Raw genomic sequence first — 19,102 nt, 5'->3', positions numbered from 1 at the left:
CCCGCGCGACGAGCCGTTCACGCCCAGTCGGGGCGCAGCGGCATCCCGGACGCGGTGCCGTCGAGCTTCACGCCGAGCACCTGGTGGAGCTGGATGTTGTTGCGGTCGAAGCCCAACCTGCTCGCCGCGAGGTACAGGCGCCACACGCGCGCCCTCGCCTCGCCGACCTCCTCCACCGCCTCGTCCCAGTGGTCGTCGAGGTTGCGGCTCCACGCGGCCAGCGTGAGCGCGTAGTGCTCGCGGATGTTCTCCTCGTGCCGCACCTCGAAACCGGTGTCGGTCATCAGCGACACGATGTGGCCGGGGCCCACCAGCTCACCGTCCGGGAACACGTACCGGTCGATGAAGCCGCCGGTCCGCGCCCGCTGGAGGTTGTTCGGGCGGGTGATGCAGTGGTTCAGCATCCGGCCACCCGGCTTCAGCTTGCCGTACAGGGACTTGAAGTACGCGGGCAGCTTGGCCTTGCCGATGTGCTCGGTGAGGCCGATAGAGCTGATCGCGTCGAAGCCCTCCTCCCGCACGTCGCGGTAGTCCAGGAAGCGGACCTCGGCCAGTTCCGAGAGCCCCGCCTCCACGATGGCCTTCTGCGCCCACTCGGCCTGGTTGCGCGAGAGCGTCACGCCGACCGCGCGCACGCCGTAGTGCTTGGCGGCGTGCACGACCATGCCGCCCCAGCCGCAGCCGACGTCCAGCAGCCGCATCCCCGGCTCCAGCCCCAGCTTGCGGGCGATCAGGTCGTGCTTGGCGAACTGGGCGTCCTCCAGCGCGGCGCCAGGTTCGGGGTAGACCGCGCAGGTGTAGGCCATGGACGGGCCGAGCACCCACTCGTAGAACTTGTTGGACACGTCGTAGTGGTGTGCGATGGCCTCGCGGTCGCGGGCCTTCGAGTGGCGCATCCCGTGCAGCCGCCGCTCCTGGGCGGGCACCTCGACCCTGTTGTTGACCCTGATCCTGCCGAGCATGGCCAGCAGGTTGACCCGCTGCGCCCACGGCACCTCCCGCAGGCTCAGCTCCGACAGGTGCGCGAGCGCACCGTGCACGTCGCCGATGATCTCCAGGTTCCCCGTCACGTACGCGCGGGCCAGCCCGAGTTCGCCCGGCGCGGAAGCCAGGTAGGACAACGCCATGGGTGTGCGCACCTCGATGCGCGTGCCCGCCCCCTCCGGACCTGCGTGACTGCCGTCGTACGCGCTGAACTCGACGGCTTGGTCGCTGCCGACCACCTGCTGGAACACCTCCGCCAACCGCATGGGCCCCGGCTCCTTTCTACCTTCGGAGAACACACTTGGCGTACAGGCCGGGGAGTCGATTCCCCCTGTCGTACCGCCCCTTCAAGGCCAGGTAGGCCTCGCCGTTGTAGTGCCGCCAGAAGTCCGCTTCCTCGTAGTAGGAGTCGGAGTACAGCGACTTGTGCCCACCCAGCTCGGACACCTTCTCCTCGATCAACCGGTTGCGGCTACCCATTTCTTCCCCCTGGCGGAGCGCGACCGTCGACCAGAAACCCACGTTCACGTACAGCGTGTCCGCGTCCATCGGGTAGAGGGGCCACCCGGTGCGGTCGCGCAGGCGGACCGGGCACAGCCACACCGGGCTGATGCCGATCTCGCGCTCGAAGAAGTCGAGGAAGTCGGCCAGCCGGTCGACCGGGATCTCCACGTCCTGGATCACCGGCTCCTGGACGGCCCCGCTGAGCCGGTCGCTGAGGCCGTGCCGCCGGTCGAACGCGACGATCCTGCGGTAGACGTCGGACCGCAGGTACCGCTTGGGCCACAGCCTGCGGACCACCGGGTGCTGCGCGCCGAACGCCCGCGAGCACCAGAACCAGTCCGTGTCCCAGCGCCAGAGGTAGTCGCGGATCGTCAGGTGGTCCGTGCGGCGCGACTGGATCGACCGGTAGAAGATCCGGTTGCCGGTGTAGTCCGAGGTGCTCGGCGCGGTGTCGGTGAAGTTCGCCAGCGTCAGGTACATCTCGGTGCCGGTGAACACCGTGCCGTCGATGAAGTCGACCTTCTCACCCTGGTACTCGCCGTCGGCGCACACGCCCGCGATGACCTCGGCGCACTCGCGCGCGTCGCCGAACGGGACGTGCCGCAGCCGCACGTACGGCGTGACCGGCTCCAGCTCGATCTCCAGCCGCAGCGCGTAGCCGAGCGTGCCGTAGGAGTTCGGGAACCCCCGGAACAGCGGGTCCCTCGGGTGCACGACGACGACCTCGCCGTCACCCGTCAGGACCTCCAGCTCCTTCACGGACTCGTGCGGCAGCCCGTTGCGGAAGGAGCTGGACTCGATGCCGAGACCGGCGACGGCGCCGCCGAGGGTGATCGTCTTGAGCTGGGGGACGACCAGAGGCATGAGCCCGTGCGGGAGGGTCGCGTCGACCAGGTCCTCGTACGTCGTCATGCCCTGCACCTGTGCGGTGCGGGCCTTCGGGTCGACGGACAGGACCCGGTTGAAGCGGGCCACGTCGAGTCCGCCCGCCTGGTCCTGGCGGAAGCGGAAGAGGTTGGAGGTGGGCTTGGCGAGGCGCACGGGGCTGCCCGCCGGGATGGTCGCGTACTGCTGGCGCAGTGCCGCTACTGCCTCTGAGTGGGCTCCTGGCGGAGCCGCCTGCGCAGGGTGGCTGCTCACAGGTCCGACGTTAGGCCGATCAATCGTTCTCGGCATCCCCAAATCACCCGTCTGATGGGGGGTGCTCCCACACTGTGGTCGGACGAAACATCCGAGCAACGCGCAACCGGACATTACCGGCGAGTAGAAAGCGGTCTAGGCTGCTCGCATGACCCACGCCACGCACGAGGTCACCAACCAGGTGCCGCCGCTGTCCGGTCACGACGTCGCCGCGGACCCCGCGCTGCTCGACGCCCTGCACCGCGGCGGAGCCGGGTGGGCCGAGTCCGAGGTGCACGAGCTGGGCAGGCTCGCGGGCCTCACCGAGACCCAGGACCTCGCGCGGCAGGCGAACGAGAACCCGCCGGTGCTGCGGACGCACGACCGGTACGGGCACCGGATCGACGAGGTCGAGTTCCACCCAGCCTGGCACCGGCTGATGGAGACCGCCGTGGGCCACGGGCTGCACGCCGCCCCGTGGCGCGACGAGCGGCCCGGCGCGCACCTGGCGCGCGCGGCGAAGATGTTCGTCTGGAACCAGGCCGAGGCGGGCCACGGCTGCCCGATCTCGATGACCTACGCCGCCGTGCCCGCGCTGCGGAGGACACCCGAGCTGGCGGAGCGGTTCGAACCGCTGCTCGCCTCCCCCGAGTACGACTTCGGCCTGCGCGCGCCCGAGGGCAAGCGCGGGCTCATCGCGGGCATGTCGATGACCGAGAAGCAGGGCGGCTCGGACGTGCGGTCGAACACCACGACGGCCCGGCCCGCGGGCGACGGCACGTACGTGCTCACCGGCCACAAGTGGTTCACCTCGGCCCCGATGTCCGACCTGTTCCTCACGCTGGCGCAGGCACCGGGCGGGCTGTCGTGCTTCCTGCTGCCCAGGGTCCTGCCCGACGGCACGCGCAACGCGATGTTCCTGCAACGCCTCAAGGACAAGCTCGGCAACAGGTCCAACGCCTCCGCGGAGCTGGAGTACGACGGCGCGGTCGGCTGGCTCGTCGGCGAGGAGGGCCGCGGCGTGCGGACCATCATCGAGATGGTCAACACGACCCGGCTGGACTGCGTGGTCGGCAGCGCGTCCGGGATGCGCTTCGGCCTCACCCAGGCCACGCACCACGCGGCGCACCGCACGGCGTTCGGCGGCTACCTGGTCGACCAGCCGCTGATGCGCAACGTGCTGGCGGACCTGGCGGTCGAGTCCGAGGCGGCGACCACGGTCGCGATGCACCTCGCGGGCACGACGGGCGCGTTCCGCAGGCTGGCGCTGGCCGTGACCAAGTACTGGGTGTGCAAGCGCGGACCCGCGCACGCGGCCGAGGCGCTGGAGTGCCTGGGCGGCAACGGGTACATCGAGGACTCGGGGATGCCCCGGCTGTTCCGCGAGTCGCCGCTCATGTCGATCTGGGAGGGTTCCGGCAACGTCGCCGCGCTGGACGTGCTGCGCGCGATGGGCCGCGAACCCGAGTCGGTGCAGGCGTTCTTCGCCGAGCTGGACACCGCGAAGGGCTCCGACCGGAGGCTGGACGCGGCCGTCGACGCCCTGCGCGCCGACCTGTCGGACACCGCGGACGTCGAGCTGCGCGCCCGCAGGCTGGTGGAGCGGATGGCGTTGGCGCTCCAGGGTTCCCTGCTCGTCCGGTTCGGCCACCCGGCCGTCGCGGACGCGTTCTGCGCGTCGCGGCTCGCGGGCGACTGGGGCATCGCGTTCGGCACGCTCCCGAGGGGCGTGGACACCGGCGCGATCATCGAGCGGGGGCTGCCGAAGCCTTGACCGTGGACAGCGCGAGACTGCTGGGTGTCCTGGCGGACGAGGTCCGCCGCCTCCGCGTGCTGTCGGGCGGCGACCTGACCGCGCCCGTGCCCACCTGCCCCGGCTGGACGGTCGGCGACCTCGTCGAGCACGTCGCGCGGGGCTTCCGGACCGTGGTCGGCCAGGAGTCCGACCAGAGGGCCCCCACTCCGGCCGCGGCGCTGGACGAGGCGTACGGGGCCCTGGAGGCGGCGTTCGCCGAACAGCCGGACCACTTCTGGATCCGGCGGATGGCGCAGGAGGCGGCGATCCACCGGTTCGACGCGGAACTGGCGCTCGGCGTCCCGCTGACCCCGTTCCCCGAGGACTTCGCGGTCGACGCCATCGGCGAGATGCTGGACGTGTTCCTGAGCCGGGAGACGCACACCTGGACCGAGGACTACGCGGCCGACCTGACCGAGTGGGGCACGCACTGGCTGCGGGTCGCGGACTGGCGGGTCGACGTGCACCCGACGGGCGTGGAGGTGGCGCCGATCGACTCCCTGGACGCGGACGCGTCCGTGCTGGGACGGCCGGGTGCGGTGCTGCTGTGGCTGTACGACCGGGGTGAGGACGTGGTGGTGAGCGGGGACGTGGAGCGGGTCGCGCAGGTGCGGCGGTTGCTGACGACGGCGATGAACGTGACTTGAGGGGTGGGGACCCGCAGGGCGTCCGGTGGCTCGCTCGCCGTCCGGGCCACCCGGTGGACCCGCCCACCGTCGTGCTGTGGCTGATTTGACTCGGGGACCCCTTGTTTTGAGCCTTGATCGGGCTAAGAGGGCAGGTTGGAAAGCCTGCCCGATCACCAATTTTAAGGCTCAAAACCCCCGAGTAAAATCAGCCACGTTCCGCCTCGCCGCCCGCCGGTGAGCTGCGGGCCACCACCTGAACCCGTGACAAGGTCCACCCTTCCCACCGATTGGTGGGCTGAGCGCTTTTCACTTCTCGCATTGCGCGGTCGATGTGACTTGGGGTTTTTGGCGCTAAGATTTGTCGGGCGGCAAGCTTTCCACCTGCCGTTTTTTCCCGACGAGCGCCAAAAAGAGGGGCCCCAAGTCACATCGACCACACCACCGCAACTGGACCACCGCGACCACACCGCGACCACACCACCGACCTGCGACAGCAGTCACAGACCCAATTCGCGCGCGATCAGGATGCGCTGCACCTCACTGGTGCCCTCACCGATCTCCAGGATCTTCGCGTCGCGGTAGAAGCGACCGACCGGGTACTCGTTCATGAACCCGTACCCGCCGAAGATCTGCGTGGCCTCGCGGGCGTTGTCCATCGCCGCCTCCGACGAGACGAGCTTGGCGATGGCCGCCTCCTTCTTGAACGGCTCGCCGCGCAGCATCTTCGCCGCCGCCGCGTAGTACGCGAGGCGCGCGTTGTACGTGCGCACCTCCATGTCGGCGATCTTGAACTTGATCGCCTGGTACTCGCCGATCTTGTGGCCGAACGCCTCGCGCTCGCCCACGTACTTCAGGCACTCGTCGACGCACCCCTGCGCCAGCCCGACGCCGAGCGCCGCGATGGCGATGCGGCCCTCGTCGAGGGTCTGGAGGAACTGCGCGTAGCCGCGGCCCCTGGTGCCGAGCAGGTTGGCCTCGGGCACGCGGCAGTCGACGAACGACAGCTCACGGGTGTCGGAGGCGTTCCAGCCGACCTTGGAGTACTTCTTCGACACGCTGAAGCCCGGCGTGCCGGACGGCACGATGATGGCCGAGATCTCCTTGCGGCCGTCGGGCTTGGTGCCGGTCACGGCGGCCACGGTCACCAGGCCGGTGATGTCGGTGCCGGAGTTGGTGATGAACGCCTTGGTGCCGTTGAGGACCCAGTGTCCGTCCTCCAGCTTCGCGGTGGTGCGCAGGGCGCCCGCGTCGCTGCCGCCGCCGGGCTCGGTCAGGCCGAACGCGCCGAGCACCTCACCGGAGCACATCTTCTCCAGCCACCGCGCGCGCTGCTCGTCCGTGCCGAAGCGGAACACCGGCATGGCGCCGAGCGAGACACCGGCCTCCAGCGTGATCGCGACCGAGGAGTCGACGCGGGCCAGTTCCTCCAGCGCCAGGCAGAGGGCGAAGTAGTCGCCGCCCATGCCGCCGTGCTCCTCGGGGAACGGCAGGCCGAACAGGCCCATGCGCCCCATCTTGGCGACGATCTCGTACGGGAACTCGTTGCGCTCGTAGAGGTCTCCGATGACGGGGGCGACCTCCTCGCGGGCGAACTCCTCGACGGTCTTGCGCAGCGCTTCGTATTCCTCATCGAGGCGGAAGTCCAACATCGGTCACTCCTGGTGGGGGACTACGACGGCTAGGGTCTGGTCCAGCGCGACCTGTTGGCCCGCCTGGACGTTCACTTCGGCGAGCACGCCGTCGACGGGTGCGACGACGGTGTGCTCCATCTTCATGGCCTCGACCACGAACAGCGCTTGGCCTGCGACGACCTCGTCCCCGGTGGCGGCTCGGACGACCAGGACGGTGCCGGGCATCGGGCTGGTGACCGGTCCGGCGGCGCTCGCGCCCGCCTTCCCGGTCGACTCCAGGGGTTCGGTCTCGGTCAACGCCCACGACCGGCCCTCGGACCCGAGCCACAGCACGTGACCGTCACGGGCCATCGCGTACCGCCGCGTGTCGACGACCAGGTCGCCGCCCCGGACCTCGGCGCGGGTGCGCACCGGTTCACCGCCGCCCACGACCACTTCAGCCCCGCGGACCCGCACCTCGGTGGTCTCGCGGCCCGCGACGTCGACGCGCAGCGTCGTCCACGCGTGCTCGCCCACCCGCCAACCCCCGACCTGGTCCCACGGATCGGTGCCCCGGCCCGCCAGGGCCAGCTGCCGCTCCAGCGCCGCCGCGGCCAGCACCTCGTCCGGCACCTCGTGGGTCACCAGCTCGTCGAGCTTCCGCTCGACCAGCCCGGTGTCCAGGCGCCCGGCCCGAACGTCCACATCGGACAGCAGCGCCCGCAGGAACGGGATGTTCGTGGTGACGCCGAGCAGCACGGTCCGCCCGAGCGCGGCGTGCAGCTTGCGCAGCGCCTCCTCGCGGGTGCGGCCGTGCGCGATCACCTTGGCCAGCATGGGGTCGTAGTCGCTGCCGACGCGCAACCCCACCTGGAGCGCCGAGTCGACCCGCACGTCCTCGGGCTCGTGCAGCACGAGCACCTCGCCGCCGGTCGGCAGGAAGCCGCGCGCCGGGTCCTCGGCGTAGATGCGGGCCTCGACCGCGTGCCCGGTCAGCGGCACCCCGGTGAAGTCCAGCGGCTCGCCGGACGCCACCCTGAGCTGCCACTCCACCAGGTCGACGCCGGTCACCAGCTCGGTGACCGGGTGCTCGACCTGGAGCCGGGTGTTCATCTCCATGAAGAAGTAGTCGCCGGACGTGCCGTCGACGATGAACTCGACCGTCCCCGCGCCCAGGTAGCCGACGGACTTCGCGGCGTCCACGGCCGCCTGCCCCATCGCGGCACGGGTCTCCGCATCCAGCAGCGGCGACGGCGCTTCCTCGATGATCTTCTGGTGCCGCCGCTGGAGGCTGCACTCGCGCTCGCCCAGGTGCACGGCGCCGCCGTGCGCGTCGGCCAGCACCTGGATCTCGATGTGCCGGGGGTTGGTGACGAACCGCTCGATCAGCAGCGTGTCGTCGCCGAACGAGCCGCGCGCCTCCCGACGGGCCGACTCGATGGCGTCGCGCAGCGCCGACGCCTCGTGCACCAGCCGCATGCCCTTGCCGCCACCACCGGCGGACGGCTTGAGCAGCACCGGGAACCCGATCTCCTGAGCGGCTTCCACCAGCGCGTCGTCGCTCATGCCTGGTTCGGTGCGCCCCGGCACGACCGGCACGCCCGCCGCCCGCACGGTCAGCTTCGCGCGGATCTTGTCGCCCATCGCCTCGATCGCGTCGGGGCTCGGTCCGATGAAGACCAGCCCGGCCTTCTCGCACGCGCGGGCGAACTCCGCGTTCTCCGCCAGGAAGCCGTAGCCGGGGTGCACGGCCTGCGCCCCCGTGGCCAGCGCGGCCTCCACGATCCGCTCGATCGAGAGGTAGCTCTCCCGCGCCGAAGCGGGCCCGATCCGCACCGCCGCGTCGGCCTCGCGCACGTGCCGCGCGTCGGCGTCCGCGTCGCTGTACACCGCGACCGACCGGATCCCCAGCCCTCGCAGGGCCCTCACCACCCGAACCGCGATCTCGCCGCGGTTGGCCACCAGAACGCTGTCGAACATGCCGCTCACATCCGGAAGATGCCGTAGGAGACCGGGTCCAGCGGCGCGTTCGCCGCCGTCGACAGCGCGAGCCCGAGCACCTGGCGGGTGTCCATCGGGTCGATCACGCCGTCGTCCCACAGCCGGGCCGTGGAGTAGTACGGGTTGCCCTGGTCCTCGTACTGCTGGCGGATCGGCGCCTTGAACGCCTCTTCGTCCTCCGCCGACCACTCGTCGCCGAGCTGGTCGCGCCGCACCGTCGCCAGCACCGACGCGGCCTGCTCGCCGCCCATCACGGAGATGCGCGCGTTCGGCCACATCCACAGGTAGCGCGGCGAGTACGCCCGCCCGCACATCGAGTAGTTGCCCGCGCCGAACGAGCCGCCGATGACGACGGTGAACTTCGGCACCCGCGCGCACGCCACGGCGGTCACCATCTTCGCGCCGTGCTTGGCGATCCCGCCCGCCTCGTACTCGCGCCCGACCATGAAGCCGGAGATGTTCTGGAGGAACACCAGCGGCACCGACCGCTGGTCGCACAGCTCGATGAAGTGCGCGCCCTTCACGGCCGACTCGCCGAACAGGATCCCGTTGTTCGCCACGATGCCGACCGGGTGCCCGTGGATGCGGGCGAACCCCGTGACCAGCGTCGAGCCGTACTCCTTCTTGAACTCCTGGAACCGGCTGCCGTCCACGATCCGCGCGATCACCTCGCGCACGTCGTACGGCGTCCGGCTGTCCGTCGGGACGACGCCGTAGAGCTGCGCCGGGTCGACGGCGGGCTCCTCGCTCGGCTCGACCTCCCACGGCCGCGGGGCCCGAGGCCCGAACGTGCTCACGATCGACCGCACGATCCGCAACGCGTGCGGGTCGTCGTCGGCCAGGTGGTCGGTCACGCCGGACGTCCGCGAGTGCAGGTCGCCGCCACCCAGGTCCTCGGCCGTGACCACCTCACCGGTGGCGGCCTTCACCAGCGGCGGACCGCCGAGGAAGATCGTCCCCTGGTTCCGCACGATCACGGCCTCGTCGCTCATCGCGGGCACGTACGCACCGCCCGCGGTGCACGACCCGAGCACCGCGGCGATCTGCGGGATCCCGCGGCTCGACATCGTCGCCTGGTTGAAGAAGATCCGCCCGAAGTGGTCGCGGTCCGGGAACACCTCGTCCTGCCGGGGCAGGAACGCCCCGCCGGAGTCCACCAGGTAGAGGCAGGGGAGGTTGTTGTGCAGCGCCACCTCCTGCGCGCGCAGGTGCTTCTTCACCGTCACCGGGTAGTACGTGCCGCCCTTGACCGTCGCGTCGTTGGCGACGACGACGCACTCGCGCCCGGACACCCGCCCGACCCCGGTGATGATGCCCGCGGCCGGTGCCTCGTCGCCGTACATCCCGTCCGCCGCCAGCGGCGACAGCTCCAGGAACGGCGAACCGGGGTCGACCAGCGCGTCCACCCGGTCGCGCGGCAGCAGCTTCCCGCGCGCCACGTGCCGCTCCCGCGACTTCTCCGGCCCACCCCGCCCGGCTTTCGCGAGCTTCGCCCGCAGCTCGTCGACGAGGGTGGCGTGCTCCTTCGCGTAGCGCTGGAACGCCTCACCGGACGGATCGGCGGCGGTACGCAGGACGGGGGCGTCCATGGGCTCCTCGCGACAGTAGTTAGCAGCCGTTAACCACACTGATGTTAGCGGCTGTTAACAGGCCCGTCCACCGGGCTCGCGCAGCACCCCAGGAGGGTGGGAGCCCGGCAGCCCGAGCGGACCGCCGGACTCCCCCGTCTCAGCCAGTGACCGCCGTCAGGGCGGGCAGGTAACCGAGCCGCTGGCCGTTGCGGTTCGGGTGGTAGGACTCGTCCACCGGGAAGCTGAGGCTGTTCAGCCACCAGTCCCCGGAGCAGATCTCGTGCCCGCTGAACGCACCCCGCACGTCCTGGTACGAGAACGACTTCGCCCCCGCCCGCGCGGAGATCACACCCGCCAGCACGTCGGACGCCGAGTTGATCGCCGCCCGCTTGGTGTCGCTGAGCCCCACGCTGCACGAACCGGGGACCTTGTACATGCGCGGGTACCCGAGCACCACGACCTTCGCCGACGGCGCCCGGCCGCGGATCTGCGCGTACACGGTGTCGAGCAGCCCCGGCAGCGTGTTCTGCGCGTAGGCCTTCGCCGTGTTCGTCCGGTTCACGCAGTCCTGGTCCGACCCGAACGTGCAGGTCGTGATCACGTCGGTGAACCCGGCGTCGTTCCCACCAATTGAGATGGACGCCAACGTCGTGGACGCCGACAGCGAGCCGACCTGGTTGGCGAGAACATCACCCGTTCGAGCACCGGAACAGGCCACAAAGGTGAATGACGTGACCGAATGCGCAGCCGCCCACAACGCCGGGTAGGAATAGTTGCTGCGCTTGCAGGACCCACTGGAGGAAATGTACGAACCCGTGCCGAGACCGGACGAGTAGGAGTCACCGAGAGCAACGTAGTTGACCGCCGCAGGGGCAGCAGCCGCAGGTAGAACACTGGACAGGACAGCGGCGGCGGCCATTGCCGCCACAGCCAACAACCGAGCAGGGCGCATCGAGGTCTCCCCAGGAGAAGCCACGCAGGATGTGATGCCGAACACAACGATTGTTACCACCAGGTACACCTATATAAATAGATCGAGTCAAGAGTTAACGAACCGTGAATTGATCTAGAAAACACCCGCCACCCCAACCGGGCACCAGCCGAGGTTCACGTTCGCTAACACCCAGGTCCTAGGATGGTCCCCGTGCCGGACACCGCCCCAGCCAAACCGACCCGCCGCGAACAGATCCTCACCGCCGCGGCCGAGCTCTTCGCCCGCCACGGCTTCCACGGCGTGGGCATCGACGACATCGGCGCCGCGGTAGGCATCTCCGGCCCGGCCCTGTACCGGCACTTCCGCAGCAAGGACGCGATGCTGGGCGAGATGCTCACGTCGATCAGCGAACGCCTCCTGGAAGGCGGCCAGAAGCGCGTGGAGGCCTCCACCAACCCGGACGACGCACTCCGCGCCCTGGTCGGCTGGCACGTCGACTTCGCCCTGGACGACCCGGCGCTCATCACCGTGCAGATCAGAAACCTGGCGAACCTCACCGACCCGGACAGGCGACGGGTCAGAGCGCTGCAACGCCGCTACGTGGAGGTCTGGGTGGACACCATCCAGCACACGGTGGAGAACGCGGACGAACCAACGGCCAGAGCAGCGGCCCACGCGGTCTTCGGCCTGATCAACAGCACCCCGCACAGCGCCCACCTGGACCGCGCGCAGATGGCGGCACTGCTGACCCGCATGGCCCTGGCCTCCCTGACAACAGCCGGAGCCCTGGAAGAAACCACCACCACAGCCGCCCTGTAGAGCGCACGGGCAAAAACCCAGCACACCATCCAACCCAACCTGGCCGGCCACGGAACGTGGCCGATGCGACTTGGGGTTTTGAGCCTTGAAGTTGATGATCGGGCAGGCTTTCGGACTGCCCTTGCGGCCCGATCAAGGCCCACGAGAGGGGCCCCGTGTCACATCGGCCGCACCGCGCTGGAACCGGCAGCCACTTGGCGAGCACCCCCAGCCCCGCAGACTTGGCGGGCCCCCCGGACCCACAGCCGCCCACACCCCGCAGCCACCCGCGCCCCATTTCGCCTCCACCCGAACCACCACACCCCCTCCCACCAGCCCTTAAACCTCCGACTGGCCACACAGCGTTGTCATTCCGTAACCTAACCAGCCAATGGGTGAAGCACCGGCAACCAGCACCGCAACCGACACCGGAGGGTGGCCGGGAATCCGGCTGCTCTCCCGCTTACCCGCGTGGTTCCGCTTCGTGGTGGTGGCGCTGGTCGTCTTCGTCTGCGGCGTCATCGCGTCCCGCCCAGCGGGCGCCACCGACGACCGCCCCCTCAGCCCGGACGTCGCGGCAGCGGCCAGAGCCGTGCACTCGATGACCAACCCGTCCCGCACGCACGACCCCCTCGACGACTTCCCCGAGGACTTCGGCCAGGTCCAGGGTCGCAACCCGAGGACCCTCACCACCCCGGACGGCACCCGAAGGGCCGTCCACCCCACCGGCGAGTGCTCGGGCCCGGCCGGTGAGACCGAGTGGGACTTCAGCCTCGCCTGCAAGGCCCACGACCTCGGCTACGACCTCCTCCGCTACGCCGAGAGCAAGGGCCAACCCCTCGGTCCCGCGGCGCGCAAGTCCATCGACGTCCAGCTCTCCGAGGACATGCACGCCCAGTGCCGGGCGAACCCGAGGGGCGCGGAGACCCAGTGCCACGCCGTGGCCCAGCTCTACGCGGGCGGCCTGAGCTTCAACTCGTGGCGCCAGCGCTGGGGTCCGCCCGGCCACGAGCCGGTCCTGGCGTGGGGCTTCGGCAGCGCCGTGGTGGTCTTCCTCCTGCTCGCCCGCCTCCCCGGTCGCAAGCGCGGGCCCACCGCGCCGCACACCGCCGAGTTCACGCCGCGACCGGCCGCCCAGGACCGCTACGCCACGTTCCTCCGCCTCGCCAGCCTCGGTCTGGTCGTGCTGGGCCAGTCCGTCCTCACCGTCATGCACTGGGCGGGCGTGAGCGCGAACTGGCTGTGGCTGCTGACCTGGGTCCTCCAGGCCGTCCCGATCTTCTTCTTCGCGGGCGGCCACGCGAACCTGCTCGCCTGGCAGGAGGTCACGGCGCACCACGGCGGCTACGGCAGGTACCTGTCGAGCCGGATCGCGTGGCTGCTGCGCCCGGTGCTGGCGTTCATCCTGGCCTGGCTGGTGCTCCCGCTCCCGCTGGAGCTGCTGGACGTCCCCAAGGTCCGCGTGGAGGCGTTCGGCAGGCTCATCGCGCACCCGCTGTGGTTCCTGGGCGTCTACCTCGTCGCGGTGGCCGCGACGCCGCTGATGGCGTGGCTGCACCGCCAGCTGCGCCTGGGCACCCCGCTGGTCCTGCTGGTCGTCATGGCCTCGGTCGACGGCGTCCGGGTCATCTTCGAGTGGCGCACCGGCGGCTACCTCAACCTGCTCCTCGGCGCGCTCCTCCTCCAGCAGCTCGGGTTCTTCTACGCCGACGGCACGCTCCGCCGGATCTCCCGCAAGGTCCTCGGCGTGCTCGCGTCGGTCACGGTGCCCGCGCTGCTCGGCCTGATCACCTACGGCGGCTACCCGCGCACGATGATGGCGATGCCCGGCGAGGTCGGCTCCAACCTCAGCCCGCCCACCGTGTGCCTGCTGGTGCTGGGCCTCGGCCAGATCTGCCTGGTGACGCTCCTGCGCGACCGCGCGACGGTGTGGCTCGCGGGCAGGCACCAGTGGAACGTCGTCATGTTCGCCCGCACCGCCCCCATGACCGTCTACCTCGGCTACCTGACGATCCTCGCGGCCGTGGTGGGCGTCCTCGGCCTGCTGGACGCGCCGACCGCCGCCGCGTTCACCGTCGCGGACTGGCTCGCCCGCCCGCGGTGGCTGGCGGTGCTGGTGCTGCTCCTGCTGCCCGTCCTGCTCCTGTTCCACCGCTTCGAGCGCCACGCGTCGCTGTTCCCCGTCTTCCACTGGACGTCAGCGGAGTCCCACCGCTCCCGGCTGGCCGCCACGCTGGGGGTCGCGTTCGGCGCGTTCGGCGTGCTCGGCTTCGTCGTCACGGGGTTCGCGGGCACCAGCGCCACCCTGATCGTCCTCCAGGTCGACCCGCTCCAGAACCTCATCCACCTCCTGCTGGGCTGGTACCTGCTGCACGCGGCCCGCGCGGGCACCTGCCACGGCCGGACGTCGTGGCTCCTGGCCGCCACCGCCTGCGTCCCCCCGCTGCTCGTCCTGGAGCCGAACACCCTCGGCGTGGTCCTGCACGTCAGCACGATCTGCCTCGCGCTGCTCGCGGCGGTCGCGAAGCAGCACCCAAGTCACCAGGCCGAACACCGGGAGCCAGAGGAGGCGCTCGCCTAGCCAGGCGAGCCCGTCGGGCTCGGTGAGCAGCCCCGGCAGCGGCCCGAACGCCGACCCGACCAACGTCACGGCCAGCAGCGCGCTCTGGTGCACCAGGAAGATCGGCAGCGCGCGCCGGTTCACCCACGCGACGAAGCGCGGGAGGAACACCGGCCGCACCAGCAGCACGACCCCGATCTGCGTGAACGCCAGCGCCAGCGCCGCAGCCGACGGCGGGGCCAGGTTCGACCGCTCCCCCGGCACCCCGACGGCGCTGGCCGGGTACCCGCCGTACCGCACCAGCACCGCGAAGGCCACCGCCCCGACGAGCGCGGGCACCACGCCCCACCACCGCCGCGCACCCACCCGCGCGACGACGATCCCGAACTGCCAGGCGGCCCACCACACGGCGACGACGTTCACCGCGGGCACGTCCAGCAGCACGACCAGCAGCACCGGCGGCGCCACGGCCGCCACACCGAGAACGCGGTCCAGCAGCCGGAACACCGGCGTCATCGCGGACAGCAGCAGGTAGACCCCGAGGAACCACAGCGGCGTGGTCACCAGGTGCACCACCGACAGCAGGGTGACCTGCGGCAACCCCCGGAACCACAGCCCGCCCAGCACCACCACCCAGAACCCGAGCAGCAGCAGGACGGGCACCACGACGCGCCGCACCCGGCCGAGCAGGGACGACCGGGACCGCGCCGCCCCGAACCCGCCGACGAAGAAGAACAGGCCCAACGTCTGGAGCACCCACGTCACCGGCACGAACCCCGGCAGGGTCCGCAGCGGGCTGTCGATGCCCACCCCGTCGACCCCGGCGACCGTCGCGGTCACCAGCCAGTGCCCGACGACCACCCCCACCACGGCGATGGCCCGCACCGTGTCGACGACGGGATCACGACCGCTCACCGTCCACCTCCGAACCCCGACCCGCCTGACCCGCTCGCCCCGCCCGAACCCGACCCACCTGACCCACCGGACCCGTCCGAACCCGATCCACCTGATCCACTGGATCCGCCCGACCTCGATCCCGACCCGCCCACCCCGTACGACCCGCCAGAACCCCGAGCCGCCCAACCGGCCCGACCGGCCTGACCCGCCTGACCGGCCTGACCCGCCCGACCGGCCCGGACCCCGGCCTGACCCGCCCGGACCCCGGCCGCGCCACCCGCCCCGCAGGCCGCCAGCCAGTACCCGGCCAGCACCAGACCGGTCAGCACGTCCGCGAGCAGCTCGCGCCACCAGCGCCGCCTCATCGCCCCTCCCCCGTCACGATCCGCACGATCTCCCCCAGCGCGACCCCTCCCGCCCGGTAGTACTCGTCGTGGCTCCCGTCCCCGGCGGGGAACACCCGCGCCCCGAACTCCGGCGCCGCCGGGTCGGTGCCGTGCCCGAGGTCCCCCACCCGCACCTTCGGCACCCACCCCGTCCAGTCGCCGGACGACCGCGCGGCCCACACCCGCGCACCCGTGCGGAGTTCCGCCACCGACGACGCCCGAACGCCCGGACTGCCGGTGAACACGACGTCCCCCACGCCGCCCAGGTCGGCCGACGCGCACACCACCGACCCGTAGCTGTGGCACAGCAACGACACGTGCGCGGCGGGCAGCCCGCGCACGAACGACGACAGCTCCTCGGCCCCGGCCCGCGCCAGACCGCCGGTGGCGGCGTCGATCCCCAGCCCCTCGGGCGTGTCGTACCCGAGCCACGCGACCACGGCCACGTCGTCCCGACCCGCGGCCGTGTGCACGGCGCGGGCCACAGCCAGCAGCCTGCCGAACCTCCGAACGTCCACATCGGACCCCGGCACCACCACCGCGACGTGCCGGGCGCGCGGGAGATCGCCCAGCGCCACCACGAGCCGTCCCCGGCCTGCGGGCTCGAACCGCAGCACGCGCACGTCGGCGGGGAACTCGGGTTCGGTCTGCGCGACGGCACCGGCGGACACCGGTGACACCACGACCAGCAGCGCGGCCACGAGGGCGATCACCTTGGACATGGCCGAAAACTACGAAGACCACGCCGACGGGATCATCACCCCGCGGGCCCACTACCCCGGTACGACGAGCCCGCTCTCGTACGCCGCGATCACGGCCTGGGCCCGGTCGCGCAGGCCCAGCTTCATCAGCACCCGACCCACGTGGGTCTTCACCGTCTGCTCGGCGACGAACAGGTGCCCGGCGATCTCCCCGTTCGACAGCCCCTGCGCGATCAGCCTCAGCACCTCCGTCTCCCGCTCGGTCAGCGAGGACAGCGCGCGGGGCCGAACCCCCTGCGCGGGCCTGGACTTCACGAAGTCCTCGATCAGCCGCTTGGTGATCGACGGCGCCAGCAGCGCCTCCCCGCGCGCCACGACCCGCACCGCGTCGAGCAGCTCCCGCGCGGGCGCGTGCTTGAGCAGGAACCCGCTGGCGCCTGCCCTCAGCGCCTCGTAGACGTAGTCGTCCAGGTCGAACGTGGTCAGCACCAGCACCTTCACCGGGTGCGGTTCGGCGGCGAGCAGCCGCGTGGCGCCCAGCCCGTCCAGCTCCGGCATCCGGATGTCCATCAGCACCACGTCCGGCAGCAGCCGCCGCACCGCCGCCACCGCGGCGACGCCGTCCCCGGCCGACCCGACGACCTCGATGTCCTCCTGCGCGGCCAGCAGCGCGGCGAAGCCCTCGCGCACCATCTCCTGGTCGTCGACCACGAGCACCCTGATCACTCGTCCCCCAGCGGAATCAGCGCCCGCACCTCGAACCCGCCGTCACCGGACGGCGAGGCGGTGATCGACCCTCCGTGCACCGCGACGCGCTCCTTCATCCCGGTGAGCCCGTGCCCGCCACCACCGCCGAGGGACGCGCCGCCCCGAGTATTGCGCACGAGGACCTCCAGCGAGCCGTCCACCACCCGCAGCACCACCGACACCGCTCCGCCGGGCGCGTGGCGGGCGGCGTTGGTCAGCGCTTCCTGGACGACCCGGTACGCCGTCAGCCCGACGGACTCCGGCACGTCCAGCGAGGGCACCTCGACCGAGGCTGACGCGCGGGCGGCCAGGTCGGCGATCTGCGCGATCCCCGGCTGCGGCTCCCGGTCGGCCCGCTGGCCCGCGCTGCGCAGCACCCCGAGCAGCCGCTGCATGTCCGTGATCGCCTCGCGGGCCGCGGCGCCGAGCTCCGCGAACTCCCGGACACCGGCCTCGGGCAGGTCGGCGATCCGGTAGGGGGCGGTCTCGCAGCGCACGACCACCATCGACATGTGGTGGGCCACGACGTCGTGCATCTCGCGGGCGATGCGCGCCCGCTCCACGAGCGCGCCCTTCTCCGCGCGCTCCCGCTCGATCTCCGCCTCGACCCGGCCCCTGGAGCCGAAGGCGTACCCGACCAGCAGGACCAGGCCCAGCACGATCGCCGTCTCCGGGTAGAAGCTGACGCCCTTCATCGCCCCCGCGATGCCGAGCAGCCCCAGCGTGAGCCAGCCCGCGGTGACCACGACGGGCCGCGAGTAGAGCAGGGCGACACCGACGACGGTGGGCAGGTAGAAGCACCACTGCCAGCCGTTGAGCACGGGAGCGGCCGAGCCGTGCGCCGACACGTCGATGAACAGACCTATCGTCGCGACCCGCCAGCCGGTCAGCGGGGAGCGGACCAGCAGCGCGTACGAGCCCGTGATGACCGCGAAGTACACGGGCCAGACGCCGTCCGGCTCGTGGAGGCGAACGTAGTCCGCGCTGGCCACGACGGCGACCACGACGGCGTAGAGCATGATCACCGCCACACCCGGCCGCCGGAGGCGGACGGGCAGGTTCCCGAGTGCCGGTGTGTGGTCCCGCAGGGCCACGACCTGGAGCAAGGAGCGGATCACCAGCCGATGCTAGGGCGGAGGGCCGTGCCGGTCGTGCCTCCGTGGGGTGACATACCCCGGTATCACCCGGACCTGTGGGCCATTGGGCATTGCGGCACCCGATCACCAACCGGTAGGCAGTGGGGCAGACGAAGGGCGGCCCGCGCCGAGGGCCGACGTGTTGAAAGATGGTGGGATGACCTCGCAGCATGATCCGGATCGCTGGTCCCGGCTGACGGCCGTGGCCGGCGAGGCCTTGGCCGCGGCCAAGGTCGGGGAGGACGCTGTCGCGGTCGACCTCGTCACCGGCTACCTCAGCGGGTCGCCCGAGGGCAACGAGGAGATCAGGGAGCTCGTGCTGCTGCTGTTCTCCGAGTGCAGCGGCATGGTCGCGGCGCTCGGGTCGGGCGGCGCCACCCCGGTGAAGATGCAGGTCTTCGACGAGGACGGGCAGGAGGTCCCGATCGACGACGCGGACCCGCCCGTGCGGACCGCGATCAGGACGCTGCTGGCCGAGGTGCACGGCGACGAGGAGGCCGCCGCCGAGCAGATCGAGATCGCGCTCACGAACGGCGCGCCGCAGGAGCTGGCGACCGTCGTGCTCCAGGCGCTGCGCTGGACGGTGAAGCTCGCCGCCGAGTGCCAGACGCGCGACCTGGACGTGCCGGACTGGATCACCACGTCGCTGGAGGAATGACGCGGTCCTCGCGAACGCGGCCTGATCCCCGAGAATTGGCAACACCGGGCGCCCTGGATTCCCCATTTGTTC

General features: G+C 71.2%; 14 protein-coding genes and 1 pseudogene. 5 read left to right on the top strand and 10 right to left on the bottom strand.

The window, feature by feature from the left end; translation table 11 throughout:
* Nucleotides 1-17: 17 nt before the first annotated feature.
* Both AC156L_RS18990 and AC156L_RS18985 read right to left on the bottom strand, forming a co-directional pair.
* Nucleotides 18-1,250, bottom strand: a complete 1,233-nt coding sequence (locus AC156L_RS18990) for a cyclopropane-fatty-acyl-phospholipid synthase family protein (RefSeq protein WP_330878976.1) — start codon at nt 1,248-1,250, stop codon at nt 18-20.
* Between the two features lie 16 nt (nt 1,251-1,266).
* Nucleotides 1,267-2,664 carry an FAD-binding oxidoreductase gene (locus AC156L_RS18985; RefSeq protein WP_330878977.1) on the bottom strand — a complete coding sequence of 466 codons (1,398 nt, stop codon included), beginning with the start codon at nt 2,662-2,664 and terminating at the stop codon, nt 1,267-1,269.
* Nucleotides 2,665-2,776: 112 nt separating this feature from the next.
* On the opposite strand from AC156L_RS18985, the gene AC156L_RS18980 reads away from it, so the two are divergent.
* Together AC156L_RS18980 and AC156L_RS18975 are read left to right on the top strand one after the other, a co-directional pair.
* Nucleotides 2,777-4,381, top strand: coding sequence for an acyl-CoA dehydrogenase family protein (locus tag AC156L_RS18980; protein WP_330878978.1), 1,605 nt, complete (start codon nt 2,777-2,779; stop codon nt 4,379-4,381).
* Between the two features lie 2 nt (nt 4,382-4,383).
* Nucleotides 4,384-5,049 carry a maleylpyruvate isomerase N-terminal domain-containing protein gene (locus AC156L_RS18975; RefSeq protein WP_330878979.1) on the top strand — a complete coding sequence of 222 codons (666 nt, stop codon included), beginning with the start codon at nt 4,384-4,386 and terminating at the stop codon, nt 5,047-5,049.
* A gap of 479 nt (nt 5,050-5,528) precedes the next feature.
* On the opposite strand, the gene AC156L_RS18970 is transcribed toward AC156L_RS18975, so the two are convergent.
* The 4 genes from AC156L_RS18970 to AC156L_RS18955 all read right to left on the bottom strand — a co-directional run bounded on the left by AC156L_RS18970 (nt 5,529) and on the right by AC156L_RS18955 (nt 11,165).
* Nucleotides 5,529-6,680, bottom strand: a complete 1,152-nt coding sequence (locus AC156L_RS18970) for an acyl-CoA dehydrogenase family protein (RefSeq protein ID WP_330878980.1) — start codon at nt 6,678-6,680, stop codon at nt 5,529-5,531.
* Nucleotides 6,681-6,683: 3 nt separating this feature from the next.
* Nucleotides 6,684-8,621: an acetyl/propionyl/methylcrotonyl-CoA carboxylase subunit alpha gene (locus AC156L_RS18965; RefSeq protein ID WP_330878981.1), complete on the bottom strand. Its 1,938-nt coding sequence runs from the start codon at nt 8,619-8,621 to the stop codon at nt 6,684-6,686.
* A gap of 5 nt (nt 8,622-8,626) precedes the next feature.
* Nucleotides 8,627-10,231: a carboxyl transferase domain-containing protein gene (locus AC156L_RS18960; protein WP_330878982.1), complete on the bottom strand. Its 1,605-nt coding sequence runs from the start codon at nt 10,229-10,231 to the stop codon at nt 8,627-8,629.
* A gap of 139 nt (nt 10,232-10,370) precedes the next feature.
* Nucleotides 10,371-11,165 (bottom strand): SGNH/GDSL hydrolase family protein, encoded by a 795-nt coding sequence (locus AC156L_RS18955; protein ID WP_330879000.1) that lies wholly within the window; start codon nt 11,163-11,165, stop codon nt 10,371-10,373.
* A gap of 183 nt (nt 11,166-11,348) precedes the next feature.
* Here AC156L_RS18955 and AC156L_RS18950 point away from each other — a divergent pair, with 183 nt between their 5' ends.
* A complete protein-coding gene (locus AC156L_RS18950) occupies nt 11,349-11,966 on the top strand; it encodes an SACE_7040 family transcriptional regulator (RefSeq protein ID WP_414720032.1) in 618 nt (205 codons plus the stop codon).
* Between the two features lie 463 nt (nt 11,967-12,429).
* A complete protein-coding gene (locus AC156L_RS18945; RefSeq protein WP_330878984.1) occupies nt 12,430-14,526 on the top strand; it encodes a phospholipase A2 in 2,097 nt (698 codons plus the stop codon).
* Nucleotides 14,527-14,538: 12 nt separating this feature from the next.
* On the opposite strand, the pseudogene AC156L_RS18940 reads toward AC156L_RS18945, so the two are convergent.
* The 4 genes and pseudogenes from AC156L_RS18940 to AC156L_RS18925 all read right to left on the bottom strand — a co-directional run.
* Nucleotides 14,539-15,345 (bottom strand): annotated as a pseudogene (locus AC156L_RS18940) (acyltransferase family protein); the annotation flags it as partial.
* A 418-nt stretch (nt 15,346-15,763) separates the two neighbouring features.
* Nucleotides 15,764-16,510, bottom strand: coding sequence for an alpha/beta hydrolase (locus tag AC156L_RS18935; protein ID WP_330878985.1), 747 nt, complete (start codon nt 16,508-16,510; stop codon nt 15,764-15,766).
* 51 nt (nt 16,511-16,561) lie between these two features.
* Nucleotides 16,562-17,215 carry a response regulator transcription factor gene (locus AC156L_RS18930; protein ID WP_330878986.1) on the bottom strand — a complete coding sequence of 218 codons (654 nt, stop codon included), beginning with the start codon at nt 17,213-17,215 and terminating at the stop codon, nt 16,562-16,564.
* Complete coding sequence (locus AC156L_RS18925; protein ID WP_330878987.1) at nt 17,212-18,354, bottom strand: sensor histidine kinase; 1,143 nt, start codon at nt 18,352-18,354, stop codon at nt 17,212-17,214. Before AC156L_RS18925 ends, AC156L_RS18930 begins: the two co-directional genes overlap by 4 nt.
* Nucleotides 18,355-18,529: 175 nt before the next feature.
* Between AC156L_RS18925 and AC156L_RS18920 the strand changes: the two genes are divergently transcribed.
* Nucleotides 18,530-19,030: a hypothetical protein gene (locus AC156L_RS18920; RefSeq protein ID WP_330878988.1), complete on the top strand. Its 501-nt coding sequence runs from the start codon at nt 18,530-18,532 to the stop codon at nt 19,028-19,030.
* The last annotated feature ends 72 nt before the right edge of the window (nt 19,031-19,102 follow it).

The sequence above is a fragment of the Umezawaea sp. genome (genome assembly GCF_057122925.1).
The sequence above is the reverse complement of the archived record's forward strand: the minus strand, read 5'-3'. Positions and strand labels throughout refer to the sequence as shown.